Origin of the sequence: Psychroflexus planctonicus (assembly GCF_014640195.1) — a bacterium.
GTDB classification, from domain to species: domain Bacteria; phylum Bacteroidota; class Bacteroidia; order Flavobacteriales; family Flavobacteriaceae; genus Psychroflexus; species Psychroflexus planctonicus.
Genome location: NZ_BMGM01000002.1, coordinates 158,244 through 178,115, shown reverse-complemented (window position 1 = coordinate 178,115; position 19,872 = coordinate 158,244). Strand labels below are relative to the sequence as shown.

The 19,872-nt window shown below is 35.0% G+C and carries 17 protein-coding genes; 3 read left to right on the top strand and 14 right to left on the bottom strand.

All coding sequences use genetic code 11. The features are described from left to right. Window positions 1-9 precede the first annotated feature (9 nt). The 9 genes from fabG to IEV72_RS02885 all read right to left on the bottom strand — a co-directional run bounded on the left by fabG (window position 10) and on the right by IEV72_RS02885 (window position 8,165). The gene (gene fabG / locus IEV72_RS02925; RefSeq protein WP_188457591.1) at window positions 10-756 is read right to left on the bottom strand and encodes a 3-oxoacyl-[acyl-carrier-protein] reductase; all 747 of its coding nucleotides are present in this window, start codon (window positions 754-756) and stop codon (window positions 10-12) included. Window positions 757-836: 80 nt separating this feature from the next. Next, window positions 837-1,709, bottom strand: a complete 873-nt coding sequence (sucD, locus tag IEV72_RS02920; protein ID WP_188457590.1) for a succinate--CoA ligase subunit alpha — start codon at window positions 1,707-1,709, stop codon at window positions 837-839. Window positions 1,710-1,790: 81 nt separating this feature from the next. After that, window positions 1,791-2,192 carry a hypothetical protein gene (locus tag IEV72_RS02915; protein WP_229731776.1) on the bottom strand — a complete coding sequence of 134 codons (402 nt, stop codon included), beginning with the start codon at window positions 2,190-2,192 and terminating at the stop codon, window positions 1,791-1,793. Continuing rightward, complete coding sequence (locus tag IEV72_RS02910) at window positions 2,185-3,123, bottom strand: UDP-3-O-(3-hydroxymyristoyl)glucosamine N-acyltransferase (protein WP_188457589.1); 939 nt, start codon at window positions 3,121-3,123, stop codon at window positions 2,185-2,187. The genes IEV72_RS02915 and IEV72_RS02910 overlap by 8 nt, the downstream gene beginning before the upstream one ends. A 3-nt stretch (window positions 3,124-3,126) precedes the next feature. Further along, window positions 3,127-3,693 (bottom strand): elongation factor P, encoded by a 567-nt coding sequence (efp, locus tag IEV72_RS02905; protein ID WP_188457588.1) that lies wholly within the window; start codon window positions 3,691-3,693, stop codon window positions 3,127-3,129. 6 nt (window positions 3,694-3,699) lie between these two features. Next, entirely contained in the window at window positions 3,700-4,482 is a 783-nt protein-coding gene (lpxA, locus tag IEV72_RS02900; RefSeq protein WP_188457587.1) for an acyl-ACP--UDP-N-acetylglucosamine O-acyltransferase, read from the bottom strand. Next, on the bottom strand, window positions 4,482-5,891 hold the full coding sequence (locus tag IEV72_RS02895) for a bifunctional UDP-3-O-[3-hydroxymyristoyl] N-acetylglucosamine deacetylase/3-hydroxyacyl-ACP dehydratase (protein ID WP_188457586.1): 1,410 nt from the start codon (window positions 5,889-5,891) through the stop codon (window positions 4,482-4,484). Before IEV72_RS02895 ends, lpxA begins: the two co-directional genes overlap by 1 nt. Continuing rightward, window positions 5,884-6,912 carry a UDP-3-O-(3-hydroxymyristoyl)glucosamine N-acyltransferase gene (lpxD, locus tag IEV72_RS02890; RefSeq protein WP_188457585.1) on the bottom strand — a complete coding sequence of 343 codons (1,029 nt, stop codon included), beginning with the start codon at window positions 6,910-6,912 and terminating at the stop codon, window positions 5,884-5,886. The genes IEV72_RS02895 and lpxD overlap by 8 nt, the downstream gene beginning before the upstream one ends. A 23-nt stretch (window positions 6,913-6,935) precedes the next feature. Continuing rightward, complete coding sequence (locus tag IEV72_RS02885) at window positions 6,936-8,165, bottom strand: HD domain-containing protein (RefSeq protein ID WP_188457584.1); 1,230 nt, start codon at window positions 8,163-8,165, stop codon at window positions 6,936-6,938. Between the two features lie 31 nt (window positions 8,166-8,196). Here IEV72_RS02885 and porX point away from each other — a divergent pair, with 31 nt between their 5' ends. Beyond that, on the top strand, window positions 8,197-9,747 hold the full coding sequence (gene porX / locus IEV72_RS02880) for a T9SS response regulator signal transducer PorX (RefSeq protein ID WP_188457583.1): 1,551 nt from the start codon (window positions 8,197-8,199) through the stop codon (window positions 9,745-9,747). 295 nt (window positions 9,748-10,042) lie between these two features. Then, window positions 10,043-11,986: a tetratricopeptide repeat-containing sensor histidine kinase gene (locus IEV72_RS02875; RefSeq protein WP_188457582.1), complete on the top strand. Its 1,944-nt coding sequence runs from the start codon at window positions 10,043-10,045 to the stop codon at window positions 11,984-11,986. Between the two features lie 208 nt (window positions 11,987-12,194). Here IEV72_RS02875 and IEV72_RS02870 read toward each other — a convergent pair whose 3' ends face one another. After that, window positions 12,195-14,630, bottom strand: a complete 2,436-nt coding sequence (locus IEV72_RS02870; protein WP_188457581.1) for a S9 family peptidase — start codon at window positions 14,628-14,630, stop codon at window positions 12,195-12,197. Between the two features lie 224 nt (window positions 14,631-14,854). Here IEV72_RS02870 and IEV72_RS02865 point away from each other — a divergent pair, with 224 nt between their 5' ends. Then, window positions 14,855-15,367, top strand: a complete 513-nt coding sequence (locus IEV72_RS02865; RefSeq protein WP_188457580.1) for a WbuC family cupin fold metalloprotein — start codon at window positions 14,855-14,857, stop codon at window positions 15,365-15,367. Between the two features lie 126 nt (window positions 15,368-15,493). Here IEV72_RS02865 and trmD read toward each other — a convergent pair whose 3' ends face one another. The 4 genes from trmD to trkA form a co-directional block, all read right to left on the bottom strand. Beyond that, a complete protein-coding gene (gene trmD, locus IEV72_RS02860) occupies window positions 15,494-16,177 on the bottom strand; it encodes a tRNA (guanosine(37)-N1)-methyltransferase TrmD (protein WP_188457579.1) in 684 nt (227 codons plus the stop codon). An 11-nt stretch (window positions 16,178-16,188) separates the two neighbouring features. After that, window positions 16,189-16,803 (bottom strand): hypothetical protein, encoded by a 615-nt coding sequence (locus IEV72_RS02855; protein WP_188457578.1) that lies wholly within the window; start codon window positions 16,801-16,803, stop codon window positions 16,189-16,191. A gap of 76 nt (window positions 16,804-16,879) precedes the next feature. After that, window positions 16,880-18,376 (bottom strand): TrkH family potassium uptake protein, encoded by a 1,497-nt coding sequence (locus IEV72_RS02850; RefSeq protein ID WP_188457577.1) that lies wholly within the window; start codon window positions 18,374-18,376, stop codon window positions 16,880-16,882. Then, window positions 18,376-19,725: a Trk system potassium transporter TrkA gene (gene trkA, locus IEV72_RS02845; RefSeq protein WP_188457576.1), complete on the bottom strand. Its 1,350-nt coding sequence runs from the start codon at window positions 19,723-19,725 to the stop codon at window positions 18,376-18,378. The genes IEV72_RS02850 and trkA overlap by 1 nt, the downstream gene beginning before the upstream one ends. Window positions 19,726-19,872: the final 147 nt, after the last annotated feature.

Sequence of the window (19,872 nt, the reverse complement as noted above, 5' to 3'; positions counted from 1 at the left end):
AAATTCTGATTAAGTTAGCATTCCGCCATCCACATTAAGTGTTTGTCCCGTAACGTAAGTACTTAAATCACTCGCTAAGAAAACACACGCGTTGGCCACATCTTCTGGTTGTCCGCCGCGTTTTAATGGAATGGCTTGTCTCCAACCATCAACTGTTTTTTCATCTAATTTAGCGGTCATTTCAGTTTCGATGAAACCAGGAGCAACCACGTTACAACGGATGTTTCTTGAACCCAATTCCAATGCGGTAGATTTTGAAAATCCGATTACACCTGCTTTTGATGCGGCATAATTGGCTTGCCCCGCATTTCCTTTTACACCTACAACCGAGCTGATGTTAATGATGCTACCACTTCGTTGTTTCAACATCGGGCGTAAAACCGCTTTGGTCAAATTGAAAACCGAGTTTAAGTTGACGCGAATGACTTCGTTAAAATCGTCTTCAGACATGCGCATCATCAAATTGTCTTTGGTGATTCCTGCGTTGTTGATAACGGCATCTATGCTTCCAAAATCTTTTAAAACTTCAGTTACAAAATCTTGCGCTTGATTAAAATCGGATGCATCCGATTTATAGGCTTTGGCTTTTACTCCCATTTGGGTAAGTTCATTTTCAAGATCTTGTGCTGGCTGCACCGAAGAATGATAAGTAAATGCAATATTTGCTCCGTGTTGAGCAAACACTTGCGCAATGCCTTTTCCTATCCCACGGCTAGCGCCGGTGACAATAACATTTTTATTCGCTAATAACTTCATAGGTTGAGATTTATTTCAAATGTAAAAAACCCTTTAATACTTGTATTGAAAAGTAGAAAAGGGTTTTGTATGATTATAGTTTAGCCTAAAACTTCGGCTACTTTTTTACCAATTTCAGCAGGAGAATCTACAACGTGAATTCCACATTCGCGCATGATTGCTTTTTTAGCTTGTGCTGTGTCTTCGCTTCCGCCAACAATTGCACCTGCGTGCCCCATTGTTCTTCCGGCTGGAGCAGTTTCACCTGCAATAAAGCCAACAACTGGTTTTTTGCTTCCGCTTTCTTTATACCAATTGGCTGCATCGGCTTCCAATTGTCCTCCAATTTCGCCAATCATCACCACACATTCTGTTTCTGGGTCGTTTACTAACAATTCTACTGCTTCTTTGGTTGTTGTTCCAATGATTGGGTCACCACCAATTCCGATCGCTGTTGTAATTCCAAGACCTTGTTTTACCACTTGGTCAGCCGCTTCGTAAGTTAAAGTTCCTGATTTTGAAACGATACCCACCTTTCCTTTTTTGAAAACAAAACCGGGCATGATACCTACTTTTGCTTCACCTGGTGTAATTACACCGGGACAGTTTGGGCCGATTAGTCTACAATCTCTGTTTTTGATGTAATTTGAAGCTTTGATCATATCCTTTACAGGAATTCCTTCAGTAATGGTTATAATTACTTTAATTCCAGCATCGGCAGCTTCCATTATGGCGTCTGCAGCAAAAGCTGGTGGAACAAAAATAATAGATGTATCTGCTTTGGCTTCCTTTACAGCTTCAGCTACGGTATTGAAAACTGGTTTATCCAAATGGGTTGTACCACCTTTTCCCGGGGTAACTCCACCTACTACGTTTGTACCGTATTCGATCATTTGTTGGGCGTGAAAAGTTCCTTCACTACCTGTAAAACCTTGAACAATTATGCTTGAATTCTTATTGACTAAAACGCTCATTTATTTTTAATTTTATGTGAAACAAAAGTAAATTTTTATAAAGACTATTGAAAGCTTTTAACTGTATATTATAGGGTTGATTTAGTTTGGAAAAAATGAATATAAATTATCTACATTAGCATCAGAAGGTTGGCTTACAAAGAATCCTTTGTACAACAAATTGTCCTTGATTTCCCAGATACAAATAAAATCGGCTAAGGGAACCATTTCTTCTTCTTCAACCATTTCAACGTGATAAGAAAAACGAATAGCAACTTGATTGTCTTCTTCTATAATATGTGAAATTTCTGCTTCCATACTCATAAAAGATTTTCCCATCTCTATTACCAAATCTCGAAAAGATTGATAGTTCAATTTTAAAAAACCTGTGCTACCATTCCATTTTACTTCTACTTCGGGATGTATATATTTCTTGAAATCATTTTCATCCTTGTAAAATTCAGAATTAAAGAAGCTTTTTACTATTTCTTTGTTGCTAGGCATTATTTTTCAATTTTTGAATAAGTTTTGGCAACTGTGTTATTGCCGCAACTTCTTTAAACTTTTCTCTCATTTTTCCAGCTGGCGAACCAAAGTAAGTTTCATTTGGTTCTGTATTTTTATTGATACCACTTTGCGCCAAAAGTGTTGTTCCTTTTGCTAAAGTAATTCCGCTTGTAACACCAACTTGTCCCCAAAGCGTAACTTCATCTTCAAGGATGGTACATCCCGCAATACCTACATGAGAAGCAATCAAGCAACATTCACCAATTACACAATCATGGCCTATCTGAACTTGGTTGTCTATTTTAGTTCCTTTTTTTATTCGTGTAATTCCAGTAACACCTTTGTCTATAGAACATAAAGCCCCAATTTCTACATCGTCTTCAATAGCTATGCTTCCACAAGATTCTAAACGTTCAAAATGGGTTTCTCGTTTTTTATAATAAAAAGCATTGGCTCCGAGTACCGTTCCTGAATGTAAAGTAACATTGTTTCCGATGCTAACTCCATCATAAATGGAAACATTGCTGTGAATCAAGCAATTATTACCAATTTGAACATTATTCCCAACAAAAACATTGGGTTGAATAATCGTTCCTTCACCTATTTTAGCTGAAGCTGAAATACTTTGTGTAGCAGGTTGAAACGAATTGAAATGAGTTGAAATTTTGTTGAAATCCGAAAATGGATTATCAGAAATCAACAGAGCTTTTCCTTCAGGGCAATCTACTTTTTTATTGATTAATACAACAGTTGCTTTAGATTGAAGCGCTTTATCATAGTATTTAGGATGGTCTACAAAAACAATATCGCCTTCTTCAACTACATGAATTTCATTCATTCCTAAAACAGGAAAATCAGCATCACCAACAAATTCAACATCGATTAATTTAGCAATTTCTTGTAAGGCGTAAGTTCTTGGAAACTTCATAAATTATTCTTTAACGCGCTCTTTGTAAGTACCTTTTTCGGTCTCAATTTTAATTTTATCGCCTTCGTTTATGAATAACGGAACATTTACTTCTGCTCCTGTTTCAACTGTTGCAGGCTTTGTGGCGTTCGTTGCTGTGTTTCCTTTTACGCCTGGCTCAGTGTGTGTAACTTCCAAAACCACACTCGCTGGCATGTCAACAGACAAAGGACTGTTGTCTTCTGTATTGATTAAAACCGTTACCACTTCGCCTTCTTTCATTAATTGTGGTGCATCCAAAGCAGCTTCTAATAAGCGGATTTGCGTGTAATCTTCCGTATTCATGAAATGATAAAACTCTCCTTCTTGGTACAAAAACTGAAATTTATGTGTTTCCACACGTACTTCTTCAATTTTATGTCCTGCAGAAAAAGTATTATCTATCACTTTTCCTGTAGTAACACTTTTCATCTTGGTTCTTACAAAAGCTGGACCTTTTCCAGGCTTTACATGAAGAAATTCAGTAATTTTGAAAATATCGTGGTTATAGCGTATGCATAATCCGTTTCTAATATCGCTTGTATTTGCCATAGTGTTTTAGTTTGTAAAATATCCTTTCATGATTCCGCGTTGAGAATCTTTAATAAATTGTAAAATTTCGTCTCGTTCTGGAGTTGCTTCCATCTCGGCTTCAATAATGGAAACCGCCTGAGAATTGTTGTAATTTTTCTGATATAGAATGCGATAAATGTTCTGAATCTCTCTAATTTTTTCGGTATCGAATCCTCTTCGGCGTAAACCAACAGAGTTAATACCCACATAAGAAAGTGGCTCACGACCTGCTTTTACAAATGGCGGAACATCTTTTCGAACCAACGAACCGCCAGTAATAAAAGCATGATTTCCTATACTACAAAACTGCTGAACAGCGGCCATTCCTGCCAAAACAACGTGATCTCCAACAGTAATGTGTCCTGCTAAAGTTGAATTGTTTGAGAAAACACAGTTGTTGCCCACAATACAATCATGTGCAATATGACTATAAGCCATGATCCAACAATTTTGACCAATTTTGGTTTTCATTCGGTCTGAAGTTCCACGATTAATGGTTACACATTCTCTAATGGTGGTGTTGTCTCCAATTTCGGTTATGGTATCTTCGTCTTCGAATTTTTTATCTTGTGGAATGGCTGAAATTACCGCACCTGGAAAAATACTAACGTTTTTTCCAATGCGAGCGCCTTCCATAATAGTTACGTTTGATCCTATCCAAGAACCTTCTCCTATAACAACATTATTATGTATGGTTGTAAAAGGTTCAATCACCACATTTTTTGCAATTTTTGCACCGGGATGGACATATGCTAATGGTTGATTCATTAATTTTCGTGTTTTTGTTTAACAATTTGTGCCATTAGTTCGGCTTCACAAGCCAACTTACCATTTGCGTATGCGTAACCTTGCATGTGGCATATTCCTCTCCGAATTGGAGAAATGAGTTCTAATTTAAAAATAAGCGTATCTCCTGGAACCACCTGACGTTTAAATTTCACATTGTCAATCTTCATGAAAAATGTTAAATAGTTTTCTGGATCTGGAACTGTGCTTAAGGCTAAAATTCCACCGGTTTGTGCCATGGCTTCAATTTGAAGAACACCTGGCATTACAGGTTTTCCAGGAAAATGACCAACAAAGAAAGGTTCATTCATGGTCACATTTTTCATTCCGATTACATGCTTGTCTGACAATTCGAATATTTTGTCTACCAATAAAAATGGACTACGGTGTGGTAGTCTATCCATAATTTGGTTTACATCGTAAAGTGGTTCTGCATTCAAATCGATTTGAGGTACTTTATTGCGCTTTTCCAATTTAATAATTTTTGCCATTTTTTTGGCAAACTGCGTATTGATGGTGTGTCCGGGTTTGTTAGCAATTACCTTTCCACGGATTCGTGTTCCAATGAGTGCCAAATCGCCAATAACATCTAGTAATTTATGTCTGGCCGCTTCATTAGGATAATGTAAATCTAAATTATCTAGAATTCCGTTAGACTTTACCGCAATGTTATCTTTGTTAAATGCCTTTTTTAAACGCTCCATGTTGGTTTCAGATAATTCTTTATCTACATAAACAATAGCGTTATTTAAATCGCCACCTTTTATTAAACCATGTTCTAAAAGCGCTTCTAGCTCATGTAAAAAGCTAAAAGTTCTAGCATCAGAAATTTCATCTTTAAATTGATGAATTGAAGTTATTGAAGCATTTTGTGTACCTAAAACCTTAGTACCAAAATCCACCATAGTAGTAACTTGGTAATTGTCTGCAGGCATGACAATAATTTCTGAACCGGATTCTTCATCTGAAAAAGAAATCACATCTTTTACAATGTATTCTTCTCGGTCTGCGTCTAATTCAGTTATTCCAGCTTTTTCTAATGCTTCTACAAAAAACTTTGAAGAACCATCCATAATTGGTGGTTCTGAAGCATTGAGTTCTATGGTTACATTATCGATATCTAAGCCTACACAAGCTGCTAAAACATGTTCTGATGTATTGATGGAAACTCCATTTTTTTCTAATGAAGTGCCGCGATCAGTACTAGTCACTAAATTTGCATCGGCTGGAATAATTGGGCTACCTTCTAAATCTGTTCTTACAAAAGCATAACCATTATTGGCTTCTGCGGGTTTAAATGTTAAAGTTACTTGTTGGCCTGTATGCAGCCCAACACCTTCTAAAGTTACAGCTTTAGAAATGGTAGTTTGTTTGTTTGACTGGTCACTCATTATGTTGAAGTTTGATATCTAAACCATCAATTCGCTTGACAATTTCCGGTAAGTTTTTAAAATGTACGTAAGATTTATTGTATTCTGAATAGCCCAAAGCCGGCGAACCTTGTAAAGCTTCATTGTCTTTTACACTTCTACCGATACCTGATTGCGCTTGAATTTTTACATTGTTTCCAATTTGAATGTGCCCAACAATTCCAACTTGACCACCAATAATGCAGTGTTCGCCGATTTTAGTTGAACCCGCAATTCCAGTTTGGGCAGCAATAACAGTATGTCTGCCAATTTCTACGTTGTGGGCAATTTGTATTTGGTTGTCTAGTTTTACGCCTTCTCGGATTATGGTTGAACCCAAAGTAGCGCGGTCTATAGTTGTTCCTGCTCCAACATCTACATTGTTTTCAATAATCACATTTCCGATTTGGGGAACTTTCTTATAGGTTCCATTTTCGCTGGGTGCAAAACCAAAACCATCAGCACCAATAATGGCTCCACCGTGAATTACTACGTTGTTTCCTAAAATACTTTCAGAATAAATTTTACTGCCTGCAAAAATAACCACATCATCACCTAAAGTAACATTATCACCTATGTATGCATTGGGGTAAATCTTCACCCGATCACCCATTTTTACATTGTGGCCGATGTACGCAAATGCCCCGATGTATACATCTTCGCCATATTGAACAGATTTATCGATATAGGAAGGTTGCTCAATTCCTGATTTACGTAATTTTACTTGATTATAAAATTCAAGTAATTCTGAAAAAGCTTCGTAAGGCTCATCTACTTTTATTAAAGTAGAATGTAGTTCTTGAGTAGGCTGAAAATCTTTTGAAACAATGCAAATGCTAGCATTGGTTTTGTAAATATAGGAAGTGTATTTTGGATTAGCCAAAAAAGTAAGCGAACCCGGTTGAGCTTCTTCAATTTTAGACAACTTATCTACTTCAACATCGGGATTCCCCTGAATGTCTCCGTTTAAAATTTCGGCTATTTGAGTTGCTTTGAATTTCATTTTGACAAAAATAGAAAAAAAAGTCAATTATTAGATTTTGGATAGCACATATAATATTTAACAACGGGCTTGGCAAGTGCTTTTAAGTTCAATTGGTCTGATGCTTTTGAAACATCTTTGATTTTCCCGTTCTTATATAATATGTTGATGGGCGTGGTCATAGTCTGGTATGCCAAATTTGAAGTACTTCCTGAAAACACAAAATAACTAGCTTCTTCATCATTATATTGATGCTTTTCTTTTACTGCATTAAAATGCTTATTGAATTTTTCTTCTGAAATGGGTTTATTCTTCAACTTGATTTTTAATAAATTTCGATGAAGAATCATTTTACACAAACTTTCCAAAATTTCGTCACCGCAATCTACCCATTCTTTAATGGCAGAAACAATATCATAATCGTCTAAACTAGCAAAGCGATCAATTACCTCATCCGAAAGCGTTTCAATTGCACCTTGTTGTTTCATAAAAAAAGTAAGGTTTTTACTGGCGTTTAATTCAAATTCGTTTTGTACTAAGTACTTTGCTCTTTTCAGCATTTTAATCAGTAGTTGCTCGGCTACCAAACCTGTTTTGTGTAAATAGACTTGCCAATACATGAGCCTTCTAGCTACTAAAAACTTTTCAACAGAGTAAATGCCTTTTTCTTCGACTACTAGATGATTATTCTTGACATTCAGCATGGTAATTAAACGTTCAGAATTGATGTTTCCTTCTGCCACGCCGGTGTAAAAACTGTCTCGCTTCAAATAATCTAAACGGTCGATATCCAACTGACTAGCTAATAATTGTCCTAAAAATTCTTTGTGGTATTGATTGGTAAAAAGTTGAATGGCAAGCGAGAGTTTTCCTTCGAATTCTTCATTTAACTTCTGCATGAACTTGAGCGACAATTGCTCGTGACTTACACCTTCAATTATACTGTGTTCCATGGCATGCGAAAACGGACCGTGGCCGATGTCGTGCAACAAAATGGCGATGTACAAAGCTTCTTCTTCGGTTTCATCAATTTCAACACTTTTAAAACGCAATACCTGAACCGCTTTTCGCATTAAATGCAAACAACCTAAGGCGTGATGAAAACGCGTATGTTGTGCCCCAGGATATACCAAATGCGAAAGTCCCATTTGCGAAATTCTTCGTAATCGCTGAAAATAAGGATGTTCAATTAAATCGAAAATCAATTCGTTGGGTATGGTAATAAAACCATAAATTGGATCGTTTATAATTTTAAGTTTGTTTCTTTGAGACAAGTCGAAATATTTTAAACAAAGATACATATATATGTCAAACATAAGCTTACTCTGGGTTGATGATGAAATAGATTTACTAAAACCCCATATTTTATTTTTAGAAAAGAAAGGATACGAGGTAACTACTTGCCAAAGTGGTACCGAAGCTTTAGAAGTAATTGAAAACCAAAACTTCGATATTATTTTTTTAGATGAAAACATGCCAGGTTTAACGGGATTGGAAACTTTAACTGAAATTAAAGCGATAAAAGATCATATTCCTGTGGTGATGATTACCAAAAGTGAAGAAGAGTACATCATGGAAGAAGCCATTGGTTCTAAAATTGCAGATTATTTAATCAAACCTGTGAATCCGAATCAAATTTTACTGAGCTTAAAGAAAAATTTAGATCACAACCGGTTAGTAACCAACAAAACCACATCCAACTACCAACAAGAATTTAGAAAAATTGCCATGGATTTGTCTTCGGTTGATTCCTATGAAGATTGGGTAGATTTATACAAGAAATTGATTTATTGGGAATTACAGCTTGAAAATATTGAAAACACGGGAATGTTGGAAATATTTGAACAACAAAAAGTAGAGGCCAATAATGAATTTTTTAAATTTATTGAAAACAACTATGAAAGTTGGTTTACGCCTGAAAGTGAAGCTCCTATCCTATCGCATACCGCTTTTAAACAATACGTTTTACCTGAAATCACCAAAGAGCAACCCACTTTATTGGTAGTGGTAGATAATTTGCGTTACGACCAGTTTAAGACTTTTGAAAACATTATTCAAAATTATTATAAAACCAAGGAAGACCATACCTATTACAGTATTTTACCTACTGCAACTCAATATGCCCGAAATGCGTTTTTCTCTGGATTAATGCCATCTGAAATGGAAAAACTTTTCCCACAATATTGGCTAAATGATACCGAAGAAGGTGGTAAAAATCAATATGAAAATGAGTTCCTTGAAGCTCAATTGAAGCGCTTAGGAAAAGATATTAATTACGAATACCATAAAATTACCAGCTTACAAAAAGGAAAACGACTGGCGGATAATTTCAGGTCTCAAAAAAACTTAGATTTATCAGTAGTAGTATATAATTTTGTAGATATGCTTTCGCATGCTAAAACCGAAATGGAAGTAATTAAAGAATTGGCAGGAGACGATAAATCTTACCGTTCTTTGACTTTAAGTTGGTTTAAAAATTCAGCTTTGTTAGATATCATTCAACAAGCCAAGCAAATGAATTTCAAACTGATACTGACCACAGACCATGGAACCATCAACGTAAAAACACCAACCAAAGTTATTGGGGATAAAAACACCAGTTTAAATTTACGCTACAAAACAGGTAAGAGCTTAACCTACAACAATAAAGATGTATATGCGGTTAAAGATCCAAAGAAAATTCATTTACCTTCTATCAACATGAGTAGTTCTTATATTTTCGCCAAAAGCGATTACTTTTTAGCTTACCCAAACAATTTTAACTACTACGCAAATTATTACAAAAACTCATTTCAACATGGTGGAATATCGCTTGAAGAAATGATCATTCCGTTGGCTATTTATGATCCTAAATAATATTGTTTTATTTAGTTCATTTTAAAAACAGGATAATACACTAAAAAAATTAAGAATGCTTTTAGTGATTTATCCTGTTATCTTATTTAGCACAAACTATATTCTATTTCTATAATTTCATCATATACAAACAATTAGTGTGTTTTTTATTAAAAAATATATATATTTGATTACTGTTTTTATTAAAAGTATTTTGTTTGATTGTTAATATTTTAATTGAAATTATAATTAGTTGATGTCTTAATAGAAGTAGTAAAATTATTTATTTGAAGACGCCTATTTTAAAAATAGAATAATGCATTTATTTAAAAAACACACTCTACTTTTTTTCTGTTTCTGGATATCTTTAGGCTTTTCACAAGAAATAAATATAGATAGCTTAAAACAAGTAATTAACACTGATCAAGATACAGAAAAAGCAAAAGCCTTATTTCAATTAACAAATTTCTATAGAAGACAAGATTCAATATTATATAAAAAATATTTAGAAGAAGGCCTAAGTTTGGCCACAAAGACTGGTAATAAGGAAAATGCACTAAAATTAGCCTATTTAGAGTGTAAGTGGCTATACTTTATCAAGCGAGATTACAAAGAAGTTATAAAGAAAACTGATTCACTTGTCCCATTAGCCAAAGAACTCGGAATGAAAGAACTTCAAGCTGAACTTCATAACTATAGCGGAAGTGCTTATGGTGCAATTTCTGAATACCCAAAAGCTGTAGTAGAATTCTTAGAATTTCTTAAAGTTGCCAATACACTTGAAGATGATCCTTCTTTAATTGCCGATGCTGGAAATAACGTAGGTATGGCTTTTTTAAATATGAAACTTCATGACCAAGCTATCAGCTACTTAAATAACTCATTAGAATATCAGAAAAAATATGACTCTAGAATAAAAGCACATACGTATTGGAATTTGGGAATTTGCTACATGGCAAAAAAAGATTATGACCTTGCTCTGGAAATTTTTAAAAAAGGTGTTAATGAAGCTCAACGAGTAGATGACCAATATGCAGCGGCAGGAAACCAATTGTGTATTGGAGCTATAAACTTAAGAAAAGAAGATTTTGAAGCTGCAATTGTTGAATACACTAAAGCTTACGAAATGAGCATAAAGGCTTCTCTTGAGCCTTTTAAACTCATCGAAGCACTCAATGGATTAATTTACGCACACAATCAAATAAATCAGCCTGAAAAAGGCTATGATTTTGTAAAAATTGCAGACAGTATTACTTCACATCATGAACTAACTGATTTACGGAATAGGGAGTTTTTATTTTATAAAGCATCCAATTTAATGCAATTAGGTAAACCACGTGAAGCTGATCAAATTCTTAAACGTTACAATATTGCTAGAGACAGCTTACAAAGTGCAAAAAATATTGAGATTATACAGGCAAAAGAAACCGAATTTAGAACACAGGAAAAAGAACAACAACTTAAATTACAAGAAGCTAAACTTGATTTTCAGAAAATACTAATCACTTTATTAGCAACTGGAGTCTTTTTAATTATGCTAATAGCTTTTATGGTTTACAGACAACAGAGACTTAAAATAAAGCAACAAGCTCAAGAGCGTGAACTTAAAGAAGCGCTTGTCACAATGGAAACCAATAAAAAACTTGAAGAACAACGCATGAGAATTTCTAGAGAATTACATGATAATATTGGATCTCAATTAACTTACTTAGTAAGTGCTGTACAAAATATAGGGTATAATATGGAAAAAGCTTCTAAATCTGAAACTTGGGGAAAATTGCAAAAACTATCTGAATTTAGTCAGCATGCTATTTCAGACTTAAGAGATACCATCTGGGTTATGAACCACAACTTAATTAACCTAGATCATCTTTCTGAACGACTAAACAATCTTGCTCATAAAGTTTCTAATCTAACACAAATAGAAGTAAGTGTTAAGCTTACTGGACACAATGAGCTTCATCTTGATCCTGTTCAAACTTTAAGTTTATATCGTATTATTCAAGAAGCCGTAAACAATGCGGTTAAACATTCGCAAGCTAAACACATTTACATTCATTTAGATATAAGTGATTCAATAAGCGTTGAAATTAGAGATGATGGTCAGGGATATAATCCTGAAATGCTAACGTCCGATGGCAATGGTTTACTCAATATGAAATCTAGAGCTAATGCACTTGGTACTGAACTGCAAATAACTAGTAATTCTGCAGGCACTTCAGTGAAATTAGAATTTCAAGTTAAAAGAAATGTTGCTTAAATGAGTCAAGTTAATTCAGTTTTTTTAAAAACAAAACTATGTTTGAATACAATCGTTTATTTTAAATAAGGTCAAACAGGCTCTAATATTATTTTAGTAATATTTATTAAAATTAATGTAAACCATTTTAAGAGCCTTTAGTTTTACGAAAAAAAATATCATTTCGAAAACTTTCAGACTAATTTTTTAAAGTGCAAAAAGAGATCATTTAGTTGTCTTTCACTACTCTATTTTTTACATATTTTTCTAACCATTGGTCTTGCTCCCAAAGCATGTGCATGATGCTCTCTCTGGCAGCATAACCGTGACTTTCTTTGGGTAACATCACTAATCTAGCCGGTGCGCCGAGTCCTTTTAAAGCGTTAAAATATCGCTCGCTTTGCATAGGATAAGTTCCTGAATTATTGTCTTCTTCTCCGTGAATTAACAACAAAGGCGTTTTCATTTTATGCGCATTCATAAATGGTGACATGGTGTTGTATACTTCGGGAGCTTCCCAGTAATTTCGCTCTTCCGACTGAAATCCAAATGGTGTTAAAGTACGATTATAGGCTCCACTTCTAGCTATTCCGGCAGCAAACAAATCGGAATGCGACAATAAATTAGCGGTCATGAATGCACCGTAACTGTGTCCGCCAACTGCAACTTTGTTTCGGTCGATGTAACCCATTTCTTCTACCGCATCAATCGCTGCTTTGGCATTGGCAACCAATTGTTTTTTGAAAGTGTCGTTGGGTTCATCTTCCTCTTCTCCTATAATTGGGAAAGCAGCATCATCCAACACTACATAACCCCGATTTACCCAATAAATGGGCGAACCGTAATACGGATACGTAAATTCCTTACTGCTGGAAGTTACCTGAGATGCACTTTGCTTGTCTTTGTATTCCCGTGGATACGCCCACATAATCATCGGCATTTTTTCTTTTTTGTCTAAGTCGTAACCCACAGGTAAGTATAAAGTGGCAGACAACTCTAAACCGTCATCTCTTTTGTATGTAATTACTTCTTTATGAACATCTTGTATGGCTTTAAACGGATTCTGGAAATCAGAGACCTGCTTCAATTCATCTTTGTAAAAGTTACGCATGTAATAATTAGGATAGTCGTTACTGCTTTCTCTTCTTACCAACAATTCGCCTTTTTCAGCATCGATCATGCTTACAAAAGATTCTAAATAATCGCTTTCTGGAACTTGAAAAACACGATTGGTTTCTTTTGAAGCTAAGCTATATTCATCTATAAACGGAAATTTCCCTTCCGGTGAATACCCATCGCCCATCAACAAAAGCTTTCCGTTAATTTTTTGTAAAACCGATTTATTGAATTCATTTCGGTGTGTTACAAAACTTCCTGGATCTTCGTATTGATTTTGGTAGTTACGTTCATTGAAAACCACGGCTTCTTCACCGGGATTACTCGGATTAAAAATACTGGTTTTTACTGTTCTGTCGTTCCACCAATATTCATAAACCACGGCGGTTTGTTGATCGCCCCAAGTGATGTTTGAAAAACGTAATTTCGTTTTCAATAGGGCTTGCTTTTCTCCAGTGAACGGAGATCTCAATTGAAAAGCTTCATCTCTAAAATCGGCTTCTTCATTGGCATCGCCACCATCTAAAGCTTCTACCCAAACCAAAGTGGAAGCTTCATCGCTTCGCCAAGAAATATTTCTTCTACCTTCGCGAGTAGACATAAATCCTTTGGGCATTTCTTCAATTAAAGGAATTTCAGCAAGCGTGTAACTTAATTCTCCAGCTTTGGTATAAACCGTATAATTGGTCGGAAATCTTCCATAGGTCACCAAATACGAAAAGGGTTTTTCAATTTCTGAAATCATAACATATTCGCCATCTGGAGAAAATGAAATACCACGATACATTCCTGCAGGCTTCCATTCCGTAGCATTTCCTTTTAAATCTACATGATGAATACTCGCTGTGGCAAGCACTTCAAAATTGAATTCGTCATCCTTGTTTTTCAATAAATCTTGATAAGTTCGGTTTTGCGCTTCTACACCCGCTTCGTTTACAGAAACTGTAGGTCCAGTAGGCACTTTATTGCTGGTATCAATCAATTTTGGTCGGTCTTTAGGAAGCATTTTTACTAGCATTCCCGATTCGTCAGGTAGCCATGTAAAAGTTGTACCTAAATTGGCATTTACTACAGCATCGGTCAATTGTCGGGCTTGTCGCTTTTTATAATCGATGAGCCAAAGTTGATTTCCTTCAAAGGTAGTATGTGTAAATGCGATGAAATTTTGCTCTGGCGACCAGCTGATGTTCGCGATTTTTAAAGAATCTGGAAGCCCTTTTATAGGCATTTCCTTTTGTTTTTTGGGATTGAAGAGTTTGATATTTTCGTAAAAACGAGTTCTGCTGGAGATATTGGTTTTCGGATTGATGCGCAATCCTGCCAAGCGCAATTCATCTTCGGCTAAATCGCTTATGCTTTGGTACGGACTTCGAGATAACAAAACCGCTTTGGTTCCATCGGAGTTGACGCTCATTCCTGGCGGCATCTGTACGTCTGCTAATTCTAAAATGTCTTTGTGTGGTTCTTGATAATCTAAATCTATTTGTGCAAAGGTAAGCATAGGAAAAATGAAGATTAAAATGAATTTGATTTGTTTTTTTAGTTTCATAATGGCATTTTTTAAAAGGAAATAAATAACAGTTTAAAGTTATTGTTCAATAAAATATTTCGAAAATGAACTGCAATTGAATAATAGATTTTTGAAGAAATTTTTTATTCTCGAGCAATATACTTCTTTTTGAAAGTACTAGAAAATAAATTGAGTTGTAAACTTTTGTAAAAAAGCGAATGGTGAACACTATCTTAGCAAAAACAAAAAATAATTTTAATTCCATGTCAACACCAACTGAAACAGGTTTTATACGCGCTTCTCATCTAGATTTTTCTAAATTGATTGAAAAAGCGAAAGCATCTGAACGCAAAAGGCATTTATTGCGACTGCACCCCAATCATGAAGCGGAATTGCATACCATGATCAATGTGTTTTGCAAGGGAAGTTACGTACAACCACACAGGCATTTGGTTACGGATGAAGCTGGAAAACTCACCACTAAAGGCGAATCTTTTGTGGCTTTACAAGGCAAAGGAAGAATTATTCAATTTGATGATGACGGAAAAATTCTTGACGTAGCCGATTTGGATGCGGAGCAACAAAGCATGCTCTGGATTCCGTACCATTGCTGGCATACGGTTTTAGCATTGAGCCCAATCTTTATTGTATATGAAAATAAAACCGGTCCTTGGGAAGCAGAAACGGATAAGGCTTTTCATGCAGCTTTTCCAGCTGAAGGCGAACGTGAAGTTGAAGCTTATTTGGAAACTTGGGAAGGTTTAGCGGGAGCTTAAAACATCAAGGTAAAATACAAACCGATTCCGCATCGCGGCTATTGCCTTTGTTTAGAATGACAGGTTTATTGGATGTTTTTTTCCGCATCCCGGCTATCGCCTTCTGCGGAATAACAGAAGGAAATTTTACATCTCCCCTTCCAACAAATCGGGTCTTCTGTTTTTGGTATGTGCTAGGGCTTTTTCTTCTCGCCATGCATCTATTTTACCAAAATTTCCAGAAGTAAGGATTTCTGGTACTTTCCAGCCTTTGTATTCTGCTGGTCGGGTGTAAATTGGGGGAGCTAATAAATTGTCTTGGAATGAATCGGTTAAAGCTGAAGTTTCGTTTCCGAGCACGCCTGGAATCAATCTGATTACCGAATCGCAGAAAACCAAAGCGCCCATTTCACCTCCCGAAAGCACATAATCTCCTATGGAAATTTCCCGAGTAATAAAATGGTCACGAACCCGTTGATCGACTCCTTTGTAATGACCACACAAAATAATGACGTTTTCTTTTAAGGAAAATTCGTTGGCAATAGATTGGTTTAAAGTTTCGCCGTCTGGCGACATGTAGATAATTTCATCGTAAGTGCGCTCTGCTTTTAGTTTGCTAATGCATTTATCGATGGGTTCAATCATCATGACCATTCCTGCTCCACCACCGTATTGATAATCGTCGACTTTTTTGTACTTGTTGCTGGTGTAGTCTCTTAGATTGTGCACATGAACTTCTACTAAACCTTTTTCAATGGATCGTTTTAAGATGGATGCTTCAAAAGGACTTTTTAGTAAATCTGGAACTACAGTAATAATGTCAATGCGCATGAAGTCTATTCTTATTTTTTACCGCCCGTTTTCAATTTACTCACTTTATTTTTTTCATCTTGAAGTTGTCTTCCTAATTTTTGTTGTTTTTCTAAAGCATTGCGTTTGTAGTCTTCAAAATCTTTTTCTGTTCTACTCAATATTTCTTTAGCATCTTTAGTTGCAGATGCATTGCTCTTAAATTTAACTAACAATACAACAAGTATTAAAATGAGTACTCCAATAATTCCAAAAACAATAGTTTGATATAAAGCTTTGTTCAAATTATTTCCAAAAAACTGCATGCTATCTTTTTCTTCTTCTACTTTAGCAAGACTATTTTGGGTAGTTTCTAGTTGCTGTTTTAACTCTTTAATTTCCTTAGCTTGGTTTGTAATTTCATTTTCTAAAGATGAAATTTCACTTTCAAAAGCATTTTTTCGCTCTGTAAGTTGTATTCTGAAATCTGCTAATTCAGTTTTTTTAATGACTTTATATTCTTGGTAACTTCCGCTTTTGTCAATAATTTCATTGTAATTATCAACAATGGTTAGCGTTTTAGTAGAAGTGCTATCGGCTTCAACTTCTTGACTGAAGCCAGTTAAAACAAAGCTTAAAAGTGCGAAATAAAAAAAATAAAATTTCATTTTAGTTAGGTTTAAAAACATCTTCAAAAGTAGTTTTTAGAAATTAAAAACAATGTACTAAATTGAAAAATATATGTTAACGATTTCGCCAAAAATAAGGAGAAAAAATAATCAGGACAGTAAATAATTCTAATCTCCCTAAAAGCATCAAAAAGGAACACCAGAGTTTTCCAAAATTAGTAAGTCCGCTAAAGTTATCTACTGGACTGAGCTTACCAAATGCAGGACCAACATTTCCTAAAGATGAAGCTGCTCCACCAATTGCTGTTTCAAAATCTAAACCTGTTGATGCTAAAACTACAGCTCCAATAATGAAAGACAAGGCATACAAAATGAAGAATCCTTGGATGGTAAATACAATTTTCTGATCTACAGATTTGCCTTTGTATCTTACGGGTAAAATGGCATTGGGATGTAAAACACGTCTGAATTCTTGAAATCCGTTTTTAATTAAAATAACGTGTCTTACTACTTTTATACCACCAGAAGTTGAACCTGCAGAGCCACCGAGAAAAAACAAACCAAAAAATAAAATAGTTAAGAAAGGAGTCCATAAAGTAAAATCTGATGTAACAAAACCGGTGGTAGTAACCACGGCTAAAACTTGAAAAAATGAGTGTCTGATGGAACTTTCAAATTCTCCAATAACACGCGGATGCGGAATAGAATTTAAATCTAAGTCTGCTTTGAAGAAAATTACTAAAGTAGTTAAGCTTGAAAAAACAAGTATAAATGAAAGAAACCATCTAAATTCTTCGTTTTGCCATATTTTTTTAAAATCGAATTTAAAAGCGAAGTAACTCATTACAAAATTGGTTCCTGCTAAAAACATGAACAATATAATGATGTATTGAATCATAGGTGAATCATTCCAAAAAGCTACACTATCGTTTTTTGTTGAAAACCCACCTGTTGACAATGTACTTAAAGCGTGATTTACCGCATCAAAATAACCCATTCCTGCAATTTTGAGAAGAATGGCTTCAATTACTGTGTAAATAAAATAAATAAGCCATAATCGTTTAGCGGTGTCGGCTATTCTTGGTTTCAATTTATCAGCTCCTGGACCTGGTGCTTCCGCATTAAACAATTGCATCCCACCGATGCCAAATAAAGGTAATATGGCAACCGTTAACACAATAATTCCCATACCGCCAATCCAGTGGGTTAAACTTCTCCATAACAAAATACTATTCGGCATGACTTCAATATCATTCAAAATACTGGCGCCAGTTGTTGTGTAACCTGACATGGTTTCGAAAAAAGCATTGCTAAATTCAGGGATCATTTTGGTAAATACGTAGGGTAGCATTCCTGTTAAAACCATGAATAACCAGCCTAAAGTAACAATGAGATAACCTTCTCTTTGGGCTATATTTTTGTCATGTTTTCGAGTAGAAAACATCATAAAAAGTCCTGAAAAGACAGTAACAATTAAGGAAAAGGTTAGTTCTAAGGTTATGCTTTCGTTGTAGTAATAACTGGCAACAACAGGAAAAATCATGAATGCTCCATTAAAGAGCAATAGCATTCCTAATGTATGAAGAACAATTTTAAAATTGATGGTTGACATTAGCTAAACAATTTTTCAACTTTCTTAATGGACTTTGGAATACAGCAAATTACAACACGGTCGCCTTTTTTTACCAAAAAATCGCCCATAGCAATTATTCCTTTTTGTTCCCGAATAACTCCACCGATAATGGCACCTATTGGAAAGTCTAAATCTGCTATGCGTTTATCACAAATATTAGAATCTGCTTTTACAATGAATTCTAATAATTCAGCATTCATATTATTTAGCTTTGTCATAGCTACAATGTCTCCTTTTCTGATGTATCTAAAAATATTATTCGCCGCAATTAATTTTTTGTTTACCAAACTATGGATTCCTATGGAATGCGAAAGTTGAAAATAATCCATATTTTCTACTAAGGCTATGGTTTTTTTGACGCCTTTGCTGTTGGCCACCAAACAAGACATAATGTTGGTTTCAGAATTTTCAGTAACCGCGATAAAAGCATCCATTTGGGTAATGTTTTCTTCTTCTAATAATTCAACATTGGTACCATCTCCGCGAATTACCAAGGTATCAGGAATTAAATCTGCAATATCTAAGGCTTTTTCGTAATCGCGTTCCAATAACTTAACACGGTATTTTTGTTCACATAAATCTTCTGCTAAATTCCTACCGATATTGCTTCCGCCAAGAATCATAATATTTTTGATCTGCTTTTTCTTTGTTCCAGCTAATTTGTATAATTCTTCAACGCCTTCTTTGTCGGTTATAAAATAAGCTCTGTCAGATTCTTTAAAACATGTGCTTCCATTTGGTATGATGGTATATTGTGTGGCATACCTTCTAATGGCAATGGTAACAAAATGTAAACCAGGAAAGAAATCTGCAGCTTCTTGAACAGATTTTCCAACAAATGGCGCTTCTGGAGAAAGTGTTAAGCCAATCATAGTTAATGCTCCTTCATCAAATTCAAATGTATCTGTAAAAGCAGATTGACTCAACAATAAATTTACTTCTTCGGCTGCGAGTGCTTCAGGCGAAATCAATTCATCTACACCCATATCTGCAAAATTTACTTTTGCATTCTGCTCGATGTATTCTTGATTAGAGACTCTGGCGATGGTACGTTTAGCCCCAAGTTGCTTTCCTAAACTACAAACCGTAATATTAATGGATTGTAAAGAAGTTACTGAAATAAGCAGGTCTGTTTCTAAAATATTTGCAGATTCTAAAATAGAGATGGATGTAGCATCACCTTCAACAGTTCTTATATCCAAGTGTTTATCTGCGTAAGAAAGTCGTTCTTTATCGGTATCCAGTAAAGAAATGTCGTGAGATTCGTAAGACAACAATTTGGCTAAGTGAAAACCAACTTCTCCCGCTCCAGCGATAATTATCTTCATAATATAAAAATGAGCTACAAAAGTATATTAAAAGTAGGGAATACAATTCAAATTATTAATCTTAACAATTCTAAGAAAACATATTGCATTTACACAGAATTGGCTTTTGCTCAATTTTATAAGTGCTTTAGTTAATGTACATTTGCA